At 76.7% G+C, this 22,204-nt stretch carries 8 protein-coding genes; all 8 read left to right on the top strand.

The genetic code is table 11. The features are described 5' to 3' along the window. The first annotated feature begins 601 nt into the window (after positions 1-601). The 8 genes from CLV72_RS01635 (at position 602) to CLV72_RS01600 (ending at position 22,198) form a co-directional block, all read left to right on the top strand. The gene (locus CLV72_RS01635) at positions 602-2,044 is read left to right on the top strand and encodes a sensor histidine kinase (RefSeq protein ID WP_146159312.1); all 1,443 of its coding nucleotides are present in this window, start codon (positions 602-604) and stop codon (positions 2,042-2,044) included. Positions 2,045-2,160: 116 nt separating this feature from the next. Next, the gene (locus tag CLV72_RS01630) at positions 2,161-2,574 is read left to right on the top strand and encodes a roadblock/LC7 domain-containing protein (RefSeq protein ID WP_106237966.1); all 414 of its coding nucleotides are present in this window, start codon (positions 2,161-2,163) and stop codon (positions 2,572-2,574) included. Between the two features lie 52 nt (positions 2,575-2,626). Beyond that, the gene (locus CLV72_RS01625; RefSeq protein WP_106237964.1) at positions 2,627-2,986 is read left to right on the top strand and encodes a DUF742 domain-containing protein; all 360 of its coding nucleotides are present in this window, start codon (positions 2,627-2,629) and stop codon (positions 2,984-2,986) included. A 7-nt stretch (positions 2,987-2,993) separates the two neighbouring features. Then, a complete protein-coding gene (locus CLV72_RS01620; RefSeq protein ID WP_106237961.1) occupies positions 2,994-3,557 on the top strand; it encodes a GTP-binding protein in 564 nt (187 codons plus the stop codon). A 94-nt stretch (positions 3,558-3,651) separates the two neighbouring features. Then, a complete protein-coding gene (locus tag CLV72_RS01615) occupies positions 3,652-4,896 on the top strand; it encodes a styrene monooxygenase/indole monooxygenase family protein (RefSeq protein WP_106237959.1) in 1,245 nt (414 codons plus the stop codon). Positions 4,897-5,451: 555 nt separating this feature from the next. Beyond that, positions 5,452-12,585: a type I polyketide synthase gene (locus CLV72_RS01610; protein ID WP_146159311.1), complete on the top strand. Its 7,134-nt coding sequence runs from the start codon at positions 5,452-5,454 to the stop codon at positions 12,583-12,585. Then, positions 12,582-15,947 (top strand): type I polyketide synthase, encoded by a 3,366-nt coding sequence (locus CLV72_RS01605; RefSeq protein ID WP_106237952.1) that lies wholly within the window; start codon positions 12,582-12,584, stop codon positions 15,945-15,947. Before CLV72_RS01610 ends, CLV72_RS01605 begins: the two co-directional genes overlap by 4 nt. Before the next feature lie 71 nt (positions 15,948-16,018). Further along, a complete protein-coding gene (locus CLV72_RS01600; RefSeq protein ID WP_245929806.1) occupies positions 16,019-22,198 on the top strand; it encodes a type I polyketide synthase in 6,180 nt (2,059 codons plus the stop codon). Positions 22,199-22,204: the final 6 nt, after the last annotated feature.

Genomic DNA, 22,204 nt, shown 5'->3' with positions numbered 1-22,204 from the left:
GCCCGCCGCCGCCCGGCTAGGGGTCCGCGGCCCGGGGCGGCGGCGAGCCACTCTGTTCCCAATCTCACAGCGCCGGCCCCGGCGGGGCCGGCGGCCGTCCGGCGGACTCGGCCTTGTTCTCAATGCGCACACTTCGGCGTGCGAACGGGCTACCGGAAATCGCCCACATTGCCTCACTGCTTACAAATGTTATATTTCGGCCTCGGCCCGGCCTCGTGGCGCGCACCTGCGCAGGCCCGAACGGGTCGGTTACCTTTGCTCGGATTTCCGCCGATGTGCTGAACCCCCTGCCCAGTACGGGCCGCTGCGCTAGGCTGGCCGCCGGAATCGCCGTTTCCCGCGACTCTGCCGACAATCCATTGAGTTGCGCGTGCGGACATTTCCCGTGATCGGCGGCGCACCCGGTCGCCCACGAAGGCGGGTCGCGCGGTACCCCTGAGAGCGGGCCGCGGCAGGCCGCCGTCGGACTTGTCCACCGCCCCGGTTCCCCGGCACGGCGCCGCCCGCGGGCGCGTCGTGATCGATCGCCAACCTGACGAGGAGACGTGTTGTGGCACAGGCGCCGTCACCGGATGGTCGCAATGGCTACCCGCTGGCGCAGATGATGACATCCGATCAGTCCCGTCCCCCGCAGCAGGGACGGTTCCGCCGCTTCCTGAGCCGCATCGGGCTCGCCCGGCGGCCCGAGCCGCAGCGGCAGGTCACGATGCCGCATCCCACCCAGCAGGCGCACCCCCAGCAGGCCCCCGCCTGGCCGGGCCAGCCGGCGCCGCAGCAGCAGCTGCACCACCAGTACGCGCAGCCGGTCGCGCCCCATCCGGCCGCGCCCTACCCCCACCCCAACCAGCTCCAGCAGCCGCAGTACCAGCCGGTCCCGCCGCAGCACTACGCGCCGGCCCCCCAGCCCGCGCAGCAGCCGGCGCAGGTCCAGCAGGCCCCCGCGCCGCAGCCCGAGCAGCGGCCGCAGCCCGTCGCCGCCGCGCAGCCGGTCGCCGAGCAGCCCCCGGTACCGGTGCCCGCCGAGCAGCGGCCGCTGACGGACGCGCTGGCCAGCCTGGCCATCCGCGACCTCACCCTGGTCGACTCGATGCTGGCCATCGTGGAGGACCTGGAGGAGACCACCGACGACCCCGGGCTCCTGGACCAGCTGTTCAAGATCGACAACCTCGCCACCCGGATGCGGCGCAACGGCGAGAACCTTCTGGTCCTGGCCGACCAGGAGACCGGCGACCCCCGGAGCGGCCCGGTGCCGCTGCTCGACGTGGCCCGCGCGGCCGTGTCCGAGATCAAGGACTACAACCGGGTCAACGTCGGCCGGCTGCCGGAGACCTTCCTGTCCGGCATGGCCGCCGACGACATCAGCCACCTGCTGGCGGAGCTGCTGGACAACGCCACCGCCAAGTCCCCCGACCACGCCCAGGTGGTGATCAGCGGGCAGCCGATGGACGACGGGCGGCTGCTGCTGGTGGTCGAGGACGAGGGCATCGGCATCCCCAAGGACCAGCTCACCAACCTCAACTCGCGGCTCTCGGGCACCCCCGAGCTCGACGAGGACGTGATCCGGCACATGGGCATCTACGTGGTCAGCCGGATCGCGCACCGCCACGGGCTGGAGGTCCAGCTGGAGCCGCGGGCCTTCCGCGGCACCAGCGCCTTCGTCGTGGTCCCCGCCGATCTGCTGCACGCGACCGGACCGGCCCCCGAGCCGGAGCCCGTGCCCGCGGCGTCGATGTCCACGATGCCGACGGTCAGCCGGTCCACCCCTCCCCCCGTCTCCCGAGCAGCGTCGACTATGAGCTCTTCCCTCCCGGACCGGCAGGGTCCGCGTCCACACGACTCGTCGGGCTCCGCCGTCACCGCGGCCGGACTCCCCCGGCGCAGCGCCAACAGATCCACCACCCCGCTGCCAATGGCCGACCAGCAGACCGAGCAGGCCGACGAGCGGCCGCAGGAGTCGGCGGAGGACCGCGCGGAGCGGATCCGCGCCGACCTCGACGGCTTCCTGGAAGGCGAGCGCGCGGCGCTGGAGAAGGACGACGGCTAGGCCGACCGGTCGGCGGCCGGCCAGCGGTCCGGCGACCCGTCCCTCCTGTGCCGTCCCTGAGCTCAACCGTCCTGCACAACGCCTAGCAAGAAGCTGGAAACCCCATGAATCACCAGATGAGTGATAGCGCGGAGAACTTCACCTGGCTCATCTCGAACTTCGTCAACGAGGTCCCCGGGGTCGAGCACGCGATCGTGGTGTCCTCCGACGGGCTGCTGCTCACCGCGTCCCGCGACTTCCCCGAGGAGCACGCCGAGCAGTTGGCCGCCATCACCAGCGGCCTGCACAGCCTGGCCCTGGGCGGGGCGCGGCTGTTCAACAAGGGCGACTGCGAGCAGCTGATCGTCCGGATGAAGCGCGGGCACCTGTTCGTGATGTCGATCAGCGACGGTTCCTGCCTCGGGGTGCTGAGCTCCAGCGAGGCGGACATGAAGATCGTCGCCTACCAGATGGCGCTGCTGGTGGAGAACGCGGGCCACGTGCTCACCCCGCAGCTGCGCTCCCGGCTCCGCGAAGTGATCGGAAACTGACCGTGGCCGTCCCGAAAGCCTTGAGCCAACGGATGAAGAGGTTGCCCCACTGATGAGCTACCGAAGGCGCAGGAGCACCCGCATCCGGCCGTACACCTTCACGGGTGGGCGGACGCGGTCGCGGCACCCGCTCATGGTGCAGACGCTCGTTTCGGTCGCGGACCCCATGGCGAGTCCGCCCCGGAACATGATGCCGGAGTCGCGCGACATCTACGAGCTGTGCCGGGAGGCGCGGTCCGTGGCCGAGGTGTCGGCCGAGCTGAAGATCCCCCTCGGCGTCACCCAGGTCCTGCTGAGCGATCTCGCCGACCAGGGCATCGTGTTCATCCACCCGACAATCACGGGTCACAGTCCATCGGAAAACCAGGTTCTCGAGAGGGCGCTTCGTGGTCTCGAACGACTCTTCCAGTGACGCCAACATGAAGGTCTCGACCAAGATCGTGATCGCCGGCGGCTTCGGCGCCGGCAAGACGACCCTGGTCGGCTCGGTCTCCGAGATCCCCCCGGTGACGACCGAGGCCATCATGACCGCGGCGAGCAACGACGTCGACGACACTTCGGCCACGCCGAACAAGACGACCACCACGGTGGCGATGGACTTCGGCCGGATCACCATCGACCAGCAGCTGATCATGTACATGTTCGGCACGCCGGGGCAGTCCCGGTTCTGGTTCATGTGGGACGACCTGGTCAGGGGCGCGGTCGGCGCCGTCGTGGTGGTCGACTGCAACCGCCTCGCCGAGAGCTTCGACGCGGTCGACTACTTCGAGAACAAGCAGATCCCCTACGTCGTCGCCCTGAACCGCTTCGACGGACAGCTCGCGTACACCGTCGACCAGGTCAGGGAGGCGCTCGAAATCCCCGAGAGCGTCCCGGTCATCGACTTCGACGCACGCGACCGCCGCTCCTCCGGGCGGGTGCTCGTCACGATGCTGGAGTACGCCATGGCCAGCGGGAAGCGAGACGCCGAGCTCGTCGGCTGACCGAGTCTCCGGCCGCACCCCGCTCGCCGGCGGTCGTGCCGCCAGCGGCGGCTCCGTCCCACTCCCTCCGACCGTTCCCGGGAAAGTCATCAGGATGCGCAAAATCCTCATCGTCGGCGCGGGTCAGTCCGGTCTGCACCTGGCCCACGGGCTGCTGAGCCACGGCTACGACGTCACCCTGATCACAGGGCAGACGTCCATCGAGATCCGCACCGGACGGCCCTCGATCACCCAGTTCACCCTGCCGACCGTGCTGGGCTACGAGCGCGAACTCCAACTGGACTTCTGGAGCTCGGTCGCGCCGCACATGGAGAAGTTCAACGTCCACATGTACCCGCCGGGCTCGCCGCCGATGGTGATCCAGGGGCGCAACGACGGCTACATCCTCTCGGTCGACCGGCGGGTCAAGATGGCCGACTGGCTGGAGTACTTCGAGGACCGCGGCGGCAAGGTCGTGATCCACGGCGTCACCCTGAGCGACCTCGACTACTTCTCGCGCATGTTCGACCTGGTCGTGGTGGCGGTCGGCGCCGGCGAGCTCGGCGCGCTCTTCGACCGCGACCCGAGCCGGATCAGCGCCGCCCGCGAGCGCGTGCTGGCGCAGGTGTACATCGACGGTGTGGCGTCGACCGGCGACTCCGACGACACGACCGGCTGGGTCGCCACCACCCCGGCGGGCAACGTCTTCCTGGTGCCGGTGCTCACCGCGCAGGGCCCGTGCCACTCCCTCTTCCTGGTGGGCGAGCCGGGCGGCGCGGTCGACACCTGGCACGACAAGCCGAGTCCGCAGCAGCAGCTGGACCGGATGAAGGACCACCTCAGGCAGCACATGCCGGAGTACTACGAGCGGTGCAGGAACGCGGTGCTCATCGACGGCAAGAGCCGGCTGATCGAGCGGCTGCACCCGCAGGTGCGGCAGCCGGTGGGGCGGCTGCCCTCCGGCGGCCTCGTCCTGGGCATCGCCGACGTGGTCGTCACCACCGACCCGTTCGGCGGCCAGGGCTGGAACAACTCCACACGCTGCGCGAAAAGCTATCTCACCAGCATTCTGGACCGCGGCGACCGACCCTTCGACGAAGCCTACCTCCGGCGGATGTTCGAGGATTTCTGGTCCTACGGGCAGAGTGCCGAAATGTGGGCGCAGATGATCTCCACGATGTGGGACACGGAACTGCCCGAGCACCTGCAGGAGGTCATGGGCGCCGCCATGGTCTACCCCGAGGTCGCGGACCGGTGGATCCAGGGCTGGGACTACCCGCCCGACTACCAGAACTGGCTGCTGGACCCGGTGCTGGCCCGCAAGTACCTCGCGGAGGTGGCCGCGACCCGCGGGCGGTGAGGCCGCCGCGGCGCGCGGGCGCGCGGCGACGGAGAGTAATTGGGATGGCCCCGAAGTGCCGGAGCGCACTTCGGGGCCATACGCTTTTAAAACGCGAATTTGTGCGCCATACGCACGACCGTATTGATTGCGGAGAGTGCGCAAAAATGCAGGATCTTGCTGCTTTCACCCGGTGGAGTTAGACTATTCGGGATGATCGTTCCCATCAGTCACACATATGCCCTTATGTAACTAATGTTACGAGTATGCCGTCTCCTGATGTCGTCGCCCGGCCAGTGACCCTCCGACCAGATCCTGGACACAGCATGCAAGGCATCGGGAGCAGCCGCCTCCCCCTTCCCTTCGCCCTTCCGCGACCTCTTCGCAGTCCGGCCACGCGGGCCGCCACCGGCCGGACTCCGCGCTCGGGGTGAGCCCGCCCGGTGCTCCTGCGTACCGGCGCCGCCGTCCCGATCCCGGCTTCCGGTATGCCGCGCACCGATCGACGTTCACGGCAGATCCGGCATCCGCGCCCCACGGGTAGCGCCGCGCCATGAGGTAGAGCCAGGAGAGCTTGTGCGAGGGAATGACGTGCGGGCGGATTCCGTCCCGCCCGCCGGCGACGCTCCGACCGCCCTGACCCCGCTGTCCTCGATCATCCGCGCCCTCCCCGCCTGGGGCGGCCCGTCGCTCCCCGGGGTGGTGCCGTGCGTGCTGTCGGGCGCGAGCCCCGGCGAGCTGCGGGAGCGCGCCGGGCGGCTGCGCGAGCACATTGCCACCGCGGCCGGCGGCCCGCCGGCCGCGGTGGCCGACACCGCCCACGCGGTCACCTCCGCCGACGACGGCCGCGCGCACCGCGCCGTGGTGCCGGCGGCCGACCGCGCCGGCCTCCTGGACGGGCTCTCCGCGCTGGCCGAGGGGCGCGACGCCGCCCACATCCTGCGCGGCCGCGCCGGCACCGCGCCCGGGGCGGTGTTCGTCTTCCCCGGGCAGGGCTCGCAGTGGCCCCGGATGGCGGCCGACCTGCTCGACTCCTCCCCCGTCTACGCCGCCGCGATCGCCGCGTGTGAGCGGGAGCTGGCCCCCTACGCCGACTGGTCGCTCACGGAGCTGCTGCGCGGCGCCCCCGGCTCGCCCGCGCTGGAGCGGGCCGATGTGGTGCAGCCGGCGCTGTTCGCGGTCATGGTCGGGCTGGCGGCGCTCTGGGAGGCGAGCGGGGTCCGGCCGCGCGCCGTGCTCGGCCACAGCCTGGGCGAGGTCGCGGCGGCCTACGTCTCCGGCGCGCTCTCCCTCGCCGACGCGACGCGGGTGGTCGCCCTGTGGAGCAGGGCGCAGGCCACCCTGGCCGGACGCGGCGACATGGCGATGGTCGCGCTGGATCCCGAGCGGCTGGCGCCGGTACTGGAGCGCTGGTCGGGCCGGATCTCGCTGGCGGCGGTGAACGGGCCGCGCTCGTCGGTCGTCTCCGGCGACGCCGGCGCCGTCGCCGAGGCCGTGGCGGCGCTGACCGCCGAGGGGGTGACGGCGCGGGTGATCCCGGTCGGCCTCGCCGCGCACTCCCCGCACATCGACGCGCTGCGCGAGCGGCTGGCGGCGGAACTGGCCCCGGTCGAGCCGCGCCGGCCGCTGCTGCCGTACTACTCGGGACTGGCGGGCGGCCTGCTCGACGAGCCGGCCGACGCCGGATACTGGACCCGCAATCTGCGGTCCACCGTCCGCTTCGCCGACGCGACCCGCGCCGCGCTCGCCGCGGGCGAACGGGTGTTCATCGAGGTCAGCCCGCATCCCGTCCTCACCATGGCCGTCGAGGAGACCGCGGAGGCGACGGCAGCGGGCGACGCCACCGCCCTGGGCACGCTGCGGCGCCGGAGCGCGGGCGGCGAGCAGTTCCTCACCGCGCTGGCCGCCGCGCACGTCCAGGGCGTCCCGGTCGACTGGGAGTCCGCCTTCGCGGGCCGCGCGACCCGGCCGGTGCGGGTTCCCGCGCCGGCCCCCGCCGCCGGGGCGGCCGCCTCGCCGGACTCCTCGCCCGCCGACGCGCTGCGCGAGCGGCTGGCGGCGCTGCCGCCGGCCGAGGCCGACGGCCTGCTGGTCGAACTGGTGCGGACGGGCCTCGCCTCGGTACTCGGTGAGGCCGCGGCCGGGGAACTCGGCGCCGACAGCGCCTTCCGGGACCTGGGCCTCGACTCGGCCGGTTCGGTGGAGCTGCGCAACCGGCTGCGGGCGACGACCGGGCTGCGGCTCAGCGCCACGATGGTCTTCGACCATCCGACGCCGGGCGCGCTGGCGCGGCTGCTGCGGACCGAACTGCTCGGCGGCGCCCCGGCTCCCGCGCCCGTCCCGGCCCGCCGGGCCGTGGCCGAGGAGCCGGTCGCCGTGGTGGGCATGGCCTGCCACTTCCCCGGCGGAGTGGCGAGCCCAGAGGACCTGTGGCGGCTGCTGATCGAGGAGCGCGACGCCATCACCCCCTTCCCCACCAATCGCGGCTGGGACCTCGACCGGCTCCACCACCCCGACCCCGACCACCCCGCCACCACCTACGTGCGCGAGGGCGGCTTCCTGCACGACGCCGACCGCTTCGACAACGCCTTCTTCGGCATCAGCCCCCGCGAAGCCCTCGCGATGGACCCCCAGCAGCGCCTGCTGCTGGAGACCACCTACCACGCGCTCGAACACGCCCGGATCGACCCCGGCTCCCTCACCGCGACACCCACCGGGGTGTTCGTCGGCGGGATGGCGACCGACTACGGCCCGCGCCTGCACGAGGCGCCCGCGGAACTCCAGGGCTTCGTCCTCACCGGCACCCACAACAGCGTGCTCTCGGGGCGGATCGCCTACGCCTTCGGCGCGGAGGGGCCCGCGGTCTCGGTGGACACGGCCTGCTCCTCCTCGCTGGTCGCCATGCACCTGGCCCGCCAGGCGCTGCGCGACGGCGAGTGCGGCCTGGCGCTGGCCGGCGGCGTCACCGTGGTGCCCAATCCCGGCATCTTCGTGGAGTTCGCCCGGCAGCGCGGCCTGGCCCCCGACGGCCGCTGCAAGCCCTTCGCCGCCGCCGCCGACGGCACCTCCTGGGCCGAGGGCGTCGGCATGCTGGTGCTGGAGCGGCTGTCGGACGCGCGCCGCAACGGGCACCGGGTGCTGGCGCTGCTGACCGGCTCGGCCATCAACCAGGACGGCACCTCCAACGGGCTGACCGCGCCCAACGGCCCCGCCCAGCAGCGCGTCATCCGCGCCGCGCTCGACAGCGCCGGACTCGTGCCCGGCGACATCGACGCCGTGGAGGCGCACGGCACCGGCACCCGGCTGGGCGACCCCATCGAGGCCCAGGCCATCCTGGCCGCCTACGGCGCCGACCGGCCCGCCGGCCGGCCGCTGTACCTGGGCTCGCTGAAGTCCAATGTCGGGCACACCCAGGCCGCCGCGGGCGTCGGCGGCGTGATCAAGATGGTGCAGGCGATGCGGCACGGCGTCCTGCCGGCGAGCCTGCACATCGACGCGCCCAGCCCGCACGTCGACTGGCACGACGGCGTCCGCCTCCTGGACCGCGCCCACCCCTGGCCCGCCACCGGCCGGCCCCGCCGCGCCGCCGTCTCCGGCTTCGGCATCAGCGGCACCAACGCCCACGTCATCGTGGAGCAGGCGCCCGAGGCCGACCGGGAGCCACCCGCCGCGGCGGACCCGCAGGCGCCGCAGGTGCCGGTGCCGGTCCCGCTCTCGGCCAAGGACCCGTCGGCCCTGCGCGCGCAGGCGGCCGGGCTGGCCGCGCACCTGCGCGCCCACCCGGACCACCGGCCCGCCGACCTCGCGCTCGCCCGCGGCGCCCGGGCGGCGCTGCAGGAGCGGGCCGCGGTGGTGGCGGCGGACCGCACCGAACTGCTGCGGGGGCTGGACGCCCTGGCCGCGGGCGGGTCCGACCCGGCCGCGGTGCGCACCGAACAGGACCCGCCGGGCGGCCTGGCCTTCGTCTTCTCCGGCCAGGGCAGCCAGCGCCCGGGCATGGGCCGCGAGCTGTACGACGCCCACCCGGTCTACGCCGCCGCGCTGGACGAGGTGTGCGCGCAGCTCGATCCGCACCTGGACCGGCCGCTGCGCCCGATCATGCACGCCCCCGACGAGCACCCCGACGCGCGGCTCGTGCACCGCACCGCCTACACCCAGCCCGCCCTCTTCGCCCACCAGACCGCGCTCGTCAGCCTGCTCCGCCACTGGGGGATCACCCCCGACCAGCTCGTCGGGCACTCCGTCGGCGAGATCACCGCCGCGCACATCGCCGGCGCCCTGGCGCTCCCCGACGCCGCCGCGCTGGTCGCCGCCCGCGGCCGGCTGATGGACGCCCTCCCCGCCACCGGCGCGATGGCCGCCGTCGCGCTCTCCCCCGAGGACCTGGCCCCCCACCTCGCCGCCCACCCGGGCGTCTCCGTCGCGGCGGTCAACGGCCCGGCCGCCACGGTCGTCTCCGGCGACCGCGAGGCCGTGCGCGCGCTGGCCGACGCCCTCAAGGCGCAGGGGCACCGGACCACGGCGCTGCGCACCAGCCACGCCTTCCACTCCGCGCACATGGACCCCGTGCTCGACCCGCTGGCCGCGGCGGTGCGCGGCCTGCGGCCCGGCCGCCCGTCGGTCCCGGTCGTCTCCGCCCTGACCGGGCGGGAGGTCGGCGCCGAACTGGCCACGCCCGAGTACTGGGTGGACCAGGCCAGGAACACCGTCCGCTTCGCCGACGCGGTGGCCGGCCTGCTCGCGGCCGGAGCGCGCACCTTCCTGGAAGTGGGGCCGGACGCGGCGCTCAGCCCGATGGTCGGCGCCTGCCTGCCCGAGGGCGTCCAGGCCGCCGTGGTGGCCGCCCAGCGGCGCGGCCGGCCGGAGGCGGGCGCGCTCGCTGCGGCGCTCGCCCGGCTGCACACCGGCGGGCGCGACCCGGACTGGGCGGCCGTGCTCGCCGGGCGCGGCGCCCGCCGCGTCGACCTGCCCGGCTACCCCTTCCAGCGGCGCCGCTTCTGGGCCGCCCCGGCGCGCTCGACCGATCTCGCCGCGGCCGGACTGCGCGGCGCCGACCACCCGCTGCTGAGCGTCTCCGTCCCGCTCCCCGACGGCGGGCTGCTGCTCACCGGCCGGCTCTCCGCCCAGGCCGGCGGCTGGCTCGCCGACCACGCCGTACTGGGCGAGGTGCTGCTGCCGGGCGCCGCCTTCGCCGAACTGGCCGCCGCGGCCGGCGCCCGCACCGGCTGCCCGAGGGTGGCGGAGCTGACCCTCGCCGCCCCGCTCACCCTTCCCGCGGGCGGCGCGGCCGCCGTGCAGATCGCGGTCGCGGCGCCCGGGGCGGACGGAGCCCGCGCCTTCACCGTCCACTCCCGCCCCGAGGACGCCTCCGACACCGATCCCGGCGCCTGGACGCGGCACGCCGCCGGGGTGCTCGCGCCCGGCGCGGACGCGGACGCGGCCGAGACGGCGGCCGAGCAGGCGTGGCCGCCGCCGGACGCCGCGGCCGTCGACCTGGCCGGCGGATACGAGCGGCTGGCCCGCCTCGGCTACCGCTACGGCCCGGCCTTCAGGGGCCTGCGCGCGCTGTGGCGGCGCGGCCCCGAGATCCTGGCCGAGGTGGCGCTGCCCGAGCCGGTGCGGGCGGGCGCCGGCCTCTTCTCCCTGCACCCCGCCCTGCTGGACGCCGCCCTGCACGCCCTGCTGCTGGCCGGGGACGCCGCCGACGACGGCGTCGTCCTGCCCTTCGCCTGGACCGACGTGCGGATATGGGCGCCCGGCGCCGCCAGCGCCCGGGTGCGGATCGCCCCGGCCGGGCCCGGCGCGGTCTCGGTCCTGCTGAGCGACGCGGCCGGCGAGCCGATCGCGTCCGTGGCGGAACTGGCGCTGCGCCCGGCGGCACGGGGGGCGCGCGACCTGTACGCGCTGGACTGGCCGGAGGCCGCGGCGCCCGGCGGTGCCGCGCCGGTGCGCCTGGCGGTCGTGGGCCCGCGGCGGGCGGCCGCCGCCGTGTTCGGCCCCGGCGGGCCGCCCGCCGACCGCCACCCGTCCCTCGCCGCGCTCGCCGCGGCCGTGGCGGCCGGCGCCCCCGCCCCCGATGTGGTGATCGCGCCGGTCGCCGGCGCGCACGGGCCGCTGCCCGGCGCGGTGCGCTCGACCCTGCACGAAGCGCTCGGCCTGGTGCGGTCCTGGGCCCTCGGGGCGGCGCCGGCCGGAACACGCCTGGTGGTGGCCACCCGGGGCGCCGTGGCGGCCGGGCCCGGCGAGGAGGTGCCCGATCCGGCGGCGGCGCCGGTGTGGGGCCTGCTGCGGACCGCGCAGACCGAGCATCCGGGCCGCTTCGGCCTGGTCGACCTGGACGGCACCGACGCCTCGGCCCGCGCGCTGCCCTCGGCCCTGGCGGGCGGCGAGCCGCAGCTCGCGCTCAGGAACGGGAGGGCGCGGGTCCCCCGGCTGAGCCCGGTGCGGGGCGGCGGCGCCGCTCCGGTGCTGGACCCGGACGGCACCGTGCTGGTCACCGGCGGCACCGGCGCCCTCGGCCGCCTGCTGGCCGAGCACCTGGCCCGAGCACACGGCGTGCGGCGGCTGCTGCTGGTGAGCCGCCGCGGCGCCCAGGCGCCGGGCGCGGCCGCGTTCGCCGCCGAACTGGCGGCTCTCGGCGCGGAGGCGAGCCTGGCCGCCTGCGATCTCGGCGACCGCGCCGAGCTGGCCGCGCTGCTCGCGGGCGTGCCCGCCGAGCACCCGCTCACCGCGGTGGTGCACGCCGCCGGGGTGGTGGACGACGCCGTCCTCACCGCGCTGACGGACGAGCACGCCGACCGGGTGCTGCGCGCGAAGGCCGACGCCGCGGTCCACCTGGACGAGCTGACGGCCGGGGCGGACCTGGCCGCCTTCGTGCTGTTCTCCTCGGTCGCCGGTGTGCTGGGCAGCGCGGGCCAGGGCAACTACGCGGCGGCCAACGCCTTCCTGGACGCGCTGGCCCACCGGCGCCGGGCGTCCGGCCGGCCGGCCGTCTCGCTGGCGTGGGGCCCCTGGGCCGAGGACGGTATGGCGGCCCGCCTGGGTGGCGCCGACCGCGCCAGGCTGGCGCGCGGCGGCCTGCTGCCGCTGGCGGCCGAGGACGGCCTCGCCCTCTTCGACGCGGCGCTCCGCCAGGACCTGGCCCTGGCCGTCCCGGCCAGGATCGACCCGGCGTCGGTGCGCACCGGCGGCGTGGAGCCGCCCGCCGTGCTGCGCGGGCTGGTCCCCGCACCGGCGGCGCCGCCCGAGCGCGCGGGGCGGGCGCTGGTCGAGCGGCCCGCCGACCCGGTCGAACTTCAGCGGCGCCTGCTCGAACTGGTGCGCGAGCACACCGCCGCGGTGCTCGGCCACCCGTCGGTGCGCGATGTGGCGGCACGGCGGCCCTTCACCGAGATCGGTTTCGATTCCCTCACCGCCATCGAGTTGCGCAATCGATTGAACGGCGCCACCGGGCTTCGGCTGCCCGCCACACTGCTGTTCGACCGGCCCACCCCGCAGGCCGTGGCGGAACTGCTCGCCCGCGAGCTCCGGCCCGAGCCCGCGGCGGCGCCGGCCGGCGAGGCCGAGCGGCGCGGCCCCGCGACCGCCCCCGCGGCCGCGGCGGGCGGCCTCTCCGACTCGATCGACGCGATGGACGTCGACACCCTCGTCCACCTGGCCCTGGGCGGAGACGACGCCGGCGGACCGGCCGGCCCCGGAGGACCGAGATGACGACTGACGGCGAACGGCTGGTCGAGGCGCTGCGCTCCTCGCTGAAGGAGGCGGAGCGGCTGCGGCGGCAGAACCGGGAGCTGGCCGAGGAGCTGGCCGCCCGGTCCGCCGAGCCCATCGCGGTGGTCGGGATGGCGTGCCGCTTCCCCGGCGGGGTGGAGACCCCTGAGGACCTGTGGCGGCTGCTGATCGAGGAGCGCGACGCCATCGGCCCGTTCCCGGCCAACCGGGGCTGGGACCTGGAGGGCCTGCACCATCCCGACCCCGACCACCCGGGCACCACTTACGTGCGCGAGGGCGGCTTCCTGCACGACGCCGACCGCTTCGACCCCGAGTTCTTCGGCATCAGCCCCCACGAGGCCCTGGCCATGGACCCCCAGCAGCGCCTGCTGCTGGAGACCGCCTACCACGCGCTCGAACACGCCCGGATCGACCCCGCCGCCCTCGCCGCGACGCCCGCCGGGGTCTACACGGGGCTGATGTACCACGACTACGCCGCCGGCCCGACGAGCCGGCCCGACGAGCTGACCGGCTACTTCGGCAGCGGTACCGCGGGCAGCGTCGCCTCGGGCCGGATCGCCTACGCGCTCGGCCTGGAGGGCCCGGCCGTCACCCTGGACACCGCCTGCTCCTCCTCGCTGGTCGCCCTGCACCTGGCCTGCCAGGCGCTGCGGGCCGGCGAGTGCACGCTCGCCCTGGCCGGCGGCGCCACCGTGATGGCGACCCCCGACCCCTTCGTGGTCTTCGGGCGGCAGCGCGGCCTGGCCCCAGACGGCCGCTGCAAGCCCTTCGCCGCCGCCGCCGACGGCGCCGGCTGGGCCGAGGGCGTCGGCATGCTGGTCCTGCGCCGGCTCTCCGACGCCCAGCGCGAGGGCCACCCGATCCTCGCGGTGGTCCGGGGCAGCGCGGTGAACCAGGACGGCGCGTCCAACGGGCTGACCGCGCCCAACGGCCCCGCCCAGCAGCGCGTCATCCGCGCCGCGCTCGACACCGCCGGGCTCACCCCGGGCGACGTCGACGCGGTCGAGGCGCACGGCACCGGCACCCGGCTGGGCGACCCCATCGAGGCCCAGGCCATCCTCGCCACCTACGGCGCCGAGCGCCCCACCGGCCACCCGCTCTACCTGGGCTCGCTGAAGTCCAATGTCGGGCACACCCAGGCGGCGGCCGGGGTGGGCGGCGTCATCAAGACCGTGCTGGCGCTCCAGCACGGCGTCCTGCCGGCGAGCCTGCACATCGACGCCCCCACCCCGCACGTCGACTGGCACGACGGCGTCCGCCTCCTGGACCGCGCCCACCCCTGGCCCGACACCGGCCGGCCCCGCCGCGCCGCCGTCTCCGGCTTCGGCATCAGCGGCACCAACGCCCACGTCGTCCTGGAGCAGGCGCCCGAGCCGGCCCCCGCCGCGGCGGGGGGCCCGCCCGGGCCGGTCCCCGTACTGCTGTCCGGCCGCACCCCGCAGGCGCTGGCCGCCAAGGCGCGGCAGCTGCGGCTGCACGCCGAGGCCCGGCCTGACCACACCGCGGCCGACATCGGCTACGGGCAGGCCACCGGGCGGGCCCGCCTGGCGCACCAGGCCGTCCTGGTGGCCGGCGACCGCGCCGAGCTGCTGAGCGGACTGGACGCCCTGACGCCGGCCGATCCCGACCTGGTGCGCACCGATCCGGACGCGGCGGGCGGCCTGGCCTTCATGTTCTCCGGCCAGGGCGGCCAGCGCCCGGGGATGGGCCGCGAGCTGTACGACGCCCACCCGGTCTACGCCGCCGCGCTGGACGAGGTGTGCGTCCAGCTGGACCCGCACCTGGACCGGCCGCTGCTGGGTGTGCTGCACGCCCCCGACGAGCACCCCGACGCGCGGCTCGTGCACCGCACCGCCTACACCCAGCCCGCCCTCTTCGCCCACCAGACCGCGCTGGCCCGGCTGCTCCGCCACTGGGGGGTCGTCCCCACCCACGTCATCGGGCACTCCGTCGGCGAGATCACCGCCGCGCACATCGCCGGCGCCCTGGCGCTCCCCGACGCCGCCGCACTCGTCACCGCCCGCGGCCGGCTGATGGACGCCCTCCCCGCCACCGGCGCGATGATCGCCCTCGGCCTGCCCCACGAGCAGGTCGCCGCGCGGCTCGCCGAGTACCCCGGTGTGTCGGTGGCCGCCGTCAACGGCCCCGCCGCCACCGTCGTCTCCGGCGACCGCGACGCTGTGCACGCCCTGGCCGCCGAGCTCGCGGCGCGGCACCCGGGGCTGCGCAGCACGGTCCTGCGCACCGCGCACGCCTTCCATTCCGCGCACGTCGACCCCGTGCTCGGCGAGCTGCGCCGGGCCGCCGCGGCACTGCGGGCCGCCGAGCCCGCCGTGCCGCTGGTCGCCAACCTCACCGGCCGCCCGGCCGGCGCGGAGCGGCTGGGCTCGCCGGACCACTGGGCCGAGCACGCCCGCGAGCCGGTGCGCTTCGGCGAGGGCGTGCGGTGGCTGCGCGAGGAGGCCGGCGTCACCGCCTTCCTGGAGATCGGCCCCGACAGCGCGCTGACGGCCGCGGTGCGGGAGCGCTCGGCCGGCGACGCCGAACTGCTGGCCGTGCCCGCGCTGCGCCGCGACCGGTCCGAGCGGGCCGTCCTCGCCGCGGCCCTGGGACGGCTGCACGCCCACGGCGCGTCCGTCGACTGGGACGCCTACTTCACCGAGCACGGCGCCCGCCGGGTGGACCTGCCCGGCTACCCCTTCCAGCGGCGGAGCTTCTGGCTCGCCGAGCCGCCGCGCACCGCCCCGGAGCCCGCGCGGGGCGCCCACCCGCTCGCTGCGGAGCCGCCCGAGGCTCCGGCGGCGGCCGCGCCGGGCGCCGGACTGGCCGCCCTGCCCGAGTCCGAGCGCGGGCCCGCGCTGCTCGCCCTGGTACGCACCGAGACGGCCGCCCTGCTCGGGTACGCATCGGCGGACGCCGTCCACCCCGAGCAGGGCTTCCTGGCGGCCGGCGCCGACTCCCTCACCGCGATCCAGCTGCGCGACCGGCTGGCCGCGGCGACCGGGCTGGCCCTGCCGAGCACGGTCGTCTTCGACCACCCCTCCCCGGTCGCCCTCGGGCGCCACCTCGCCGAGCTGCTGGCGGCCGACTCCGCCGCGCAGGACCCGGCCGACCCGCTGGCGGAGCTGCGCCGGCTGGAGGAGGCCGTGACCGGCCGGGCGGCCGGCGTCCTGGACGGTCCCGCACGCGCGGAGCTGGCGGAGCGGCTGCGCGCCCTGCTGGCCTGCCTGGAGAGCGCACCGGCCGGGTCCGAGTCCGGGGCAGAGCCGGGCGGCGACTTGGAGGACGCCACCGACGACCAGCTCATCGACCTGATCAGCAGGGAGTTCGGGATCTCCTAGATCCCTCACCGCATCCGGTCCGACAATGTGAGGGGCAGGTCGCCGTGGACAGCGACGGCAGGATCCGCGATTTGCTGAAGAAGGTCACCGCCGACCTGCGCCGCGCCCGCGGCCAGGTGCGGGAGCTGACCGAGCGCGAGCACGAGCCGATCGCGGTGCTCGGCATCGGCTGCCGCTTCCCCGGCGGGGTGGAGTCGCCCGAGGACCTGTGGCGGCTGGTCGAGCAGGAGCGCGACGCCATCGGCCCCTTCCCGGGCGACCGGGGCTGGGAGCTCGACGACCTCTACGACGCGGACCCCGACCGGCCGGGCACCACCTACGTGCGCGAGGGCGGCTTCATCGAAGGGGCCGACCGCTTCGATCCGGCCTTCTTCGGGATCGGGCCGCGCGAGGCGCTGGCCGCCGACCCGCAGCAGCGGCTGCTGCTCGAAGTGGCCTGGGAGGCGGTGGAGCGGGCCGGGATCGACCCGGTGTCGCTGCGCGGCAGCGCGACCGGGGTGTTCGCCGGAGTGCAGACCCCCGAGTACGGGCCGCGCCTGCACGAGGCGCCCGACGGTGTCGAGAGCTACCTGCTCACCGGCACCGCCGCCAGTGTCGCGGCCGGGCGGATCTCCTACGCGCTCGGCCTGGAGGGACCGGCCGTCGCCCTGGACACGGCCTGCTCCTCCTCGCTGGTCGCCCTGCACCTGGCCAGTCGGGCGCTGCGCGCCGGCGAGTGCACGCTGGCGCTGGCCGGCGGCGCCGCCGTCCACGCCGGCCCCGGCGCCTTCGTCGGCTTCAGCAGGCAGCGCGGCCTGGCCCCCGACGGCCGCTGCAAGCCCTTCGCCGCCGCCGCCGACGGCACCGCCTGGAGCGAGGGCGTCGGGATGCTGCTGCTCGCCCGCCTCTCGGACGCGCGCCGGCTCGGCCTGCCCGTGCTGGCGCTGCTGCGCGGCGCCGCGGTGAACCAGGACGGCGCCAGCAGCGGCCTGACCGCGCCCAACGGCCCCGCGCAGCAGCGGGTGATCCGTGCGGCGCTGGCCGCCGCCCGGCTGGCCGCCGACGAGGTGGACGCGGTGGAGGCGCACGGCACCGGCACGCCGCTGGGCGACCCGATCGAGGCGCAGGCCGTCATCGCCGTCTACGGCCGGGACCGGCCCGCGGACCGCCCGCTCTACCTGGGCTCGCTGAAGTCCAACATCGGGCACGCCGTGGCGGCCGCCGGGATCGGCGGTGTGATCAAGACGATCCAGGCGCTGCGGCACGGCGTACTGCCGCGCACCCTGCACGTGAACGCGCCGACCCCGCACGTCGACTGGGGCGCGGGCGCCGTCGAGCTGCTGACGGAGGCCCGGCCGTGGCCGCGCACCGGGCGGCCGCGCCGCGCCGGGGTGTCGGCCTTCGGGATGAGCGGCACCAACGCGCACCTCATCGTCGAGGAGGCGCCGGCCGAGGAGGCGCCCGAGCCGGCCGACGACGTCCGGGCGCCGGACGGAGCGCCGCTGGTGTGGCCGCTGTCGGGCCGCGGCCCCGCCGCGCTGCGCGCGCAGGCGCGCCGGCTGCTGGAGCGCACCGGCGGCGAAGCCGCCCCCCGCCCCGCCGACATCGGCTTCTCACTGGCCACCACCCGCAGCGCCTTCGAGCACCGGGCCGTGGTCGTCGGCTCCGGCCGCGAAGAGCTGCGCGCGGGGCTGGCCGCGCTGGCCGACGGCGAGCCGCACCCCTCGGTATCGGTCGGCCGGGCGGGGGCGGCGGAGCGCCCCGTCTTCGTCTTCCCCGGCCAGGGCGGCCAGTGGGCCGGGATGGCGGCCGGGCTGCTGGAGTCGGCACCGGTGTTCGCCGAGCGGATCGCGGCCTGCGAGCGGGCGCTGGCGCCGCACGTGGACTGGTCGCTGGGCGCGGTGCTGCGCGGTGAGCCGGGAGCGCCGCCGCTGGAGCGGGCCGAGGTGGTGCAGCCGGCCCTGTTCGCGATGATGGTCGCGTTGGCGGAGCTGTGGCGGGCCCACGGGGTGCGCCCGGCCGCGGTGGTCGGCTCCTCGCAGGGCGAGGTGGCCGCCGCCTGCGTGGCCGGGGCGCTCTCGCTGGAGGACGCCGCCACGGTCGTGGCGGTGCGCAGCCGGCTGGCGGCCGCGCTGGCCGGGCCGGGCGGCATGCTGTCGGTGCCGCTGCCGGAGGGCGAGGCGGCCGGCCTGGTGGAGCGGTACGGCGGCGGGCGCGTGGAGATCGCCGCCGTCAACGGGCCGGAGTCGGTGGTGGTGGCCGGCGAGCCGGCCGCCCTGGCGGAGCTGGCCGCGCACTGCGCGGCCGAGGGGGTGCCCGCCCGGTCGATCCCGGTCGACTACGCCTCGCACTCCGCCCGCGTCGACCCGGTCGCCGGGCCGCTGCGCGCCGCGCTGGCCCGGCTGCGCCCGCGCGCCTCGGCGGTGCCGTTCTGGTCCTCGGTCACCGGGGCCCCGGTGGACGGCGCGCGGCTGGACGCCGGGCACTGGTTCGCCAACCTGCGCCGCCCGGTCCGCTTCGCCGACGCCGTCGCGGGGCTGGCCGCCGCCGGGCACACCGCCTTCGTGGAGGTGAGCCCGCACCCGGTGCTGACCGTGCCCGCCGAGCGGACCCTGGAGGAGGCGGGTGCGGCGGGCGCGGCCGTGCTCGGCACCCTGCGGCGCGGCGAGGGCGGGCCCGAGCACTTCCTGCGCGCACTGGCCGAGGCGCAGGTGCGCGGGGTGGCGGTGGACTGGCGCCCCGTCTTCGAGGGCACCGGCGCCCGCCGGGTGGACCTGCCCACCTACGCCTTCCAGCGGCGCCGCTTCTGGCTGGACACACCGCGCGGCGGACGCGCGGCCGCCGCGGACGCGCACGCCCTGCTCGACCCGCCGGTCCCGGTGGCGGAGACCGGCGGACAGCTGATCACCGGACAGGTCTCGCTGCGCGCCCAGCCGTGGCTGGCCGGCCACTCCGTGCGCGGCACCGTGCTGCTGCCCGGCACCGCCTTCCTCGACATGGCCCTGCACGCGGGCGACGGCGCCGGCTGCCCGCGCGTGGATGAACTGACCCTCGGCGCGCCGCTGGAGCTGCCCGCTGAGGGCGCGGTGCGGCTCCAGGTCGGCATCGGCCCGGCCGGTGCGGACGGGCGGCGCCCCTTCACCGTGCACGCCCGGCCCGACCGGGCCGAGGGGGCGCCGTGGACCCGGCACGCCTGGGGCGTCCTGGCCGAGGACGCGGCCGAGCAGCGGACCGGGGCCGGCGCCTGGCCGCCCGCCGGGGCCGAACCCGTCGACCTGTCCGGCGTCTACGCCGAGCTGGCGGAGCGCGGCTACGAGTACGGCCCCGACTTCCAGGGGCTGCGCGCCGTATGGCGGCGCGGCGGCGAGGTGTACGGCGAGGTCGAGCTGGCCGAGGCGCGGCAGGCGGAGGCCGCCCGCTTCGCGCTGCACCCCGCGCTGCTGGACGCCGCCCTGCACACCGCGGCCTTCGGGCCGGACGCCGGCGGGGCCGGCACGCTGCTGCCCTTCTCCTTCGCCGGGGTGGAGCTGCACGCCTCGGCCGCCACCCGGCTGCGGGTGCGGCTGCGCCCGCTCGGCGGCGGCGCGGTCGCGCTCACCGCCGAGGACAGCGAAGGGGCGCCGGTCGCCGCGGTGCGCGAACTGGTGCTGCGGCCGCTGCCCGACGCCCCCGCCGAGGCGCCCGCCCCCGCCGCCGACGACCTATACACCGTCGGGTGGACACCGGTGCCGCCCGGCCGGAGCGCTCCCGGCGCGGCCTGGGCCGTGATCGGCCCCGACCCGCTGGGAGTCGGGGCCGCGCTCGCGGCCGCCGGGCATCCGGCCGCCTCCTATCCCGACCTGGCCGCGCTGCGCGCCGCCGTCGCGGCCGGCGCCCCCGCGCCCGCCTTCGCGGTGGCGCCGTGGGGCACCCCGCCCGGCACCGCGCCCGCGGAGGGGCCGGCGCTGGCGGAGGCGGCCCGGGCCGCCACGGTCGCCGCCACCGCCCAGTTGTGCGAATGGCTGGCCGACGACGCGCTCGACGGCTCACAGCTGCTGGTGCTGACCCGGGGAGCGGTGGCCGCGCTGCCCGACGACGGCGCGCCCGACCTCTCCTACGCGGCGCTGTGGGGCCTGGTCCGCTCGGCGCAGAGCGAGCACGACGGGCGCTTCGTCATCGTCGACACCGACACCGCCCCCGCCTCGGCGGCCGCGCTGCCCTCGGCGGCCGCCACCGGCGAGCCGCAGCTGGTGCTCAGGGACGGCGCCGCCCTGGTGCCCCGGCTGGCCCGGCTGCCCGCGCCCGCGCCCGGCTTCGAGCCGGACGCCATACCGGCCGCCGGCGGCGGCACCGTCCTGGTCGTCGGCGCGAGCGGGACCCTGGGCGGGCTGGTCGCCCTGCACCTCGCCGAGCGGCTGCGGCCGCGCCGACTCGTCCTGGTCGGCCGGACCGGGATGAGCGGCCCGGACGCGTCGAAGCTGGCGGCGCGGCTGGCCGAGCTGGCCGGGCCCGACGGAGAACCGCCGGCCCTCTCCATCACGGCCTGCGACGCGGCCGACCGGGCGGCGCTGGCCGAACTGGTGGCCGCCATCCCCGGCGACGTGCCGCTGACCGCCGTCGCGCACGTGGCCGGGGTGCTGGACGACGCCGTGCTGACCGCGCTCGGCCCGGACCGGATCGAGCGGGCGATGCGGCCCAAGGTCGACGCGGCCGTGCATCTGCACGAGCTGACCCAGCCGCTGAAACCCGAGGCGTTCATCCTGTTCTCCTCCGTCTCCGGCGTCCTCGGCAGCCCCGGCCAGGCCAACTACGCGGCGGCCAATGCCTTCCTGGACGGGCTCGCCCGCTACCGCCGGGCGCACGGCCTGCCGGCCACCGCCGTCTCCTGGGGCATGTGGGAGCGGCGCAGCAGTATGACCGGACACCTGACCGCGGCCGACCTCGCCCGGATGGCCAGGTCCGGCATCGTCCCCGTCCCCACCGAACGGGCCCTGCAGCTGCTGGACGCCTCCGTCGGCTCCGGCGAGCCGCACCTGGTGGCGCTGCCGCTGGACCGCGCGGCCGTGCGCGCCGCGGCGGCGCGCACCGGCGCGGTGCCGCCGCTGCTGCGCGGCCTGGTCCGGCCGCCGCGCCGCCGGGCGGCCGCCGGGGAGCGGCCGGCGGGCGAGGCGCTGCGGCGCCGGCTCGCCGGGCTGGCGCCCGCCGAGCGGACGGCCGCGCTGGCCGACCTGGTGCGCGAGCACGCCGCCGAGGTGCTGGGCCGGGCCGACCTGGCGGCGGAGCCGCCCGGGCGCGCCTTCCTAGAACTCGGCTTCGACTCGCTCACCGCCATCGAGCTGCGCAACCGGCTCGCCGCCGCCACCGGGCTGCGGCTGTCGGCCGGCCTGCTCTTCGCCCACCCCGACGCCGCCGCGCTCGCCGCCCACCTGGCCGCGCGGCTGGCCGACGCGCCCGACGCCCCGCCCTCCGCGGCCGGCGCCGCGGCCGAGGACGGCGTGGTCGCGCTGTTCCGCGACGCCTGCCGGCAGGGCAGGATCGGCGCGGGCCTCGCCCTGGCCGCGGCGGCCGCCCAGGTCCGCCCGGTGTTCGGCTCGGCCGCCGAACTGGCCGCCCCGCCCGCACCCGTCCCGCTGGCCGCCGGCCCCCGCGCCCCCGCCCTCGTCTGCCTCCCGTCCCTGGTCATGGTCTCCGGCCCCCAGGAGTACGCCCGCTTCGCCGCCGGCCTGCGCGGCGAGCGCGACGTGGTGGTGCTCCCCCACCCCGGCTTCGGCGCCGGCGAACCCCTGCCCGCCACGGTCGCCGCCGCCGTCGACGCCCAGACCGAAGCGGCCGTACGCGCGGCGGGCGGCACTCCGTTCGCCCTGGTCGGCCGCTCGTCGGGCGCCTGGCTCGCCCACGCCGTGGCCGCCCGCCTGGAGGCGCGCGGCCAGGGCCCGCAGGCGCTCGTCCTGCTCGACCCGCCCTCACCCGACGACGAGGTCACCCTCCAGGTCATCGAAGCCGGCGTCGCCGCCAGAGAACAGGACATCGGCCTCACCGACACCGCCCGCCTGACCGCCATGGGCGGCTACGTCCGCCTGTTCGAGACCTGGCGCCCGGAGCCCGTCGCGGCCGCGACCCTGCTGCTGCGCCCCGAGCACCCGGTCCGCGACCGCTCCGGCACCGAACTGGCCCCCTTCACCTGGCACCCCCCGCACACGGAGGTCCGGGTCCCCGGCGACCACTTCACCATGCTGGAGGAGCACGCGGCGGACGCGGCGCGGGCGGTGGCCGGGTGGTTGGCGGAGGCATGAGCGCCG

This window comes from Allonocardiopsis opalescens, assembly GCF_003002095.1.
Classification (GTDB): Bacteria; Actinomycetota; Actinomycetes; order Streptosporangiales; family Streptosporangiaceae; genus Allonocardiopsis; species Allonocardiopsis opalescens.
Note: the sequence above shows the minus strand (reverse complement) of the source record. Positions and strands in the feature narration are given on the sequence as shown.

Coding starts and splice junctions, on each gene's coding strand:
- CLV72_RS01635 (WP_146159312.1), top strand. CDS start 602: ATGATGACATCCGATCAGTCCCGTCCCCCGCAGCAGGGACGGTTCCGC.
- CLV72_RS01630 (WP_106237966.1), top strand. CDS start 2,161: ATGAGTGATAGCGCGGAGAACTTCACCTGGCTCATCTCGAACTTCGTC.
- CLV72_RS01625 (WP_106237964.1), top strand. CDS start 2,627: ATGAGCTACCGAAGGCGCAGGAGCACCCGCATCCGGCCGTACACCTTC.
- CLV72_RS01620 (WP_106237961.1), top strand. CDS start 2,994: ATGAAGGTCTCGACCAAGATCGTGATCGCCGGCGGCTTCGGCGCCGGC.
- CLV72_RS01615 (WP_106237959.1), top strand. CDS start 3,652: ATGCGCAAAATCCTCATCGTCGGCGCGGGTCAGTCCGGTCTGCACCTG.
- CLV72_RS01605 (WP_106237952.1), top strand. CDS start 12,582: ATGACGACTGACGGCGAACGGCTGGTCGAGGCGCTGCGCTCCTCGCTG.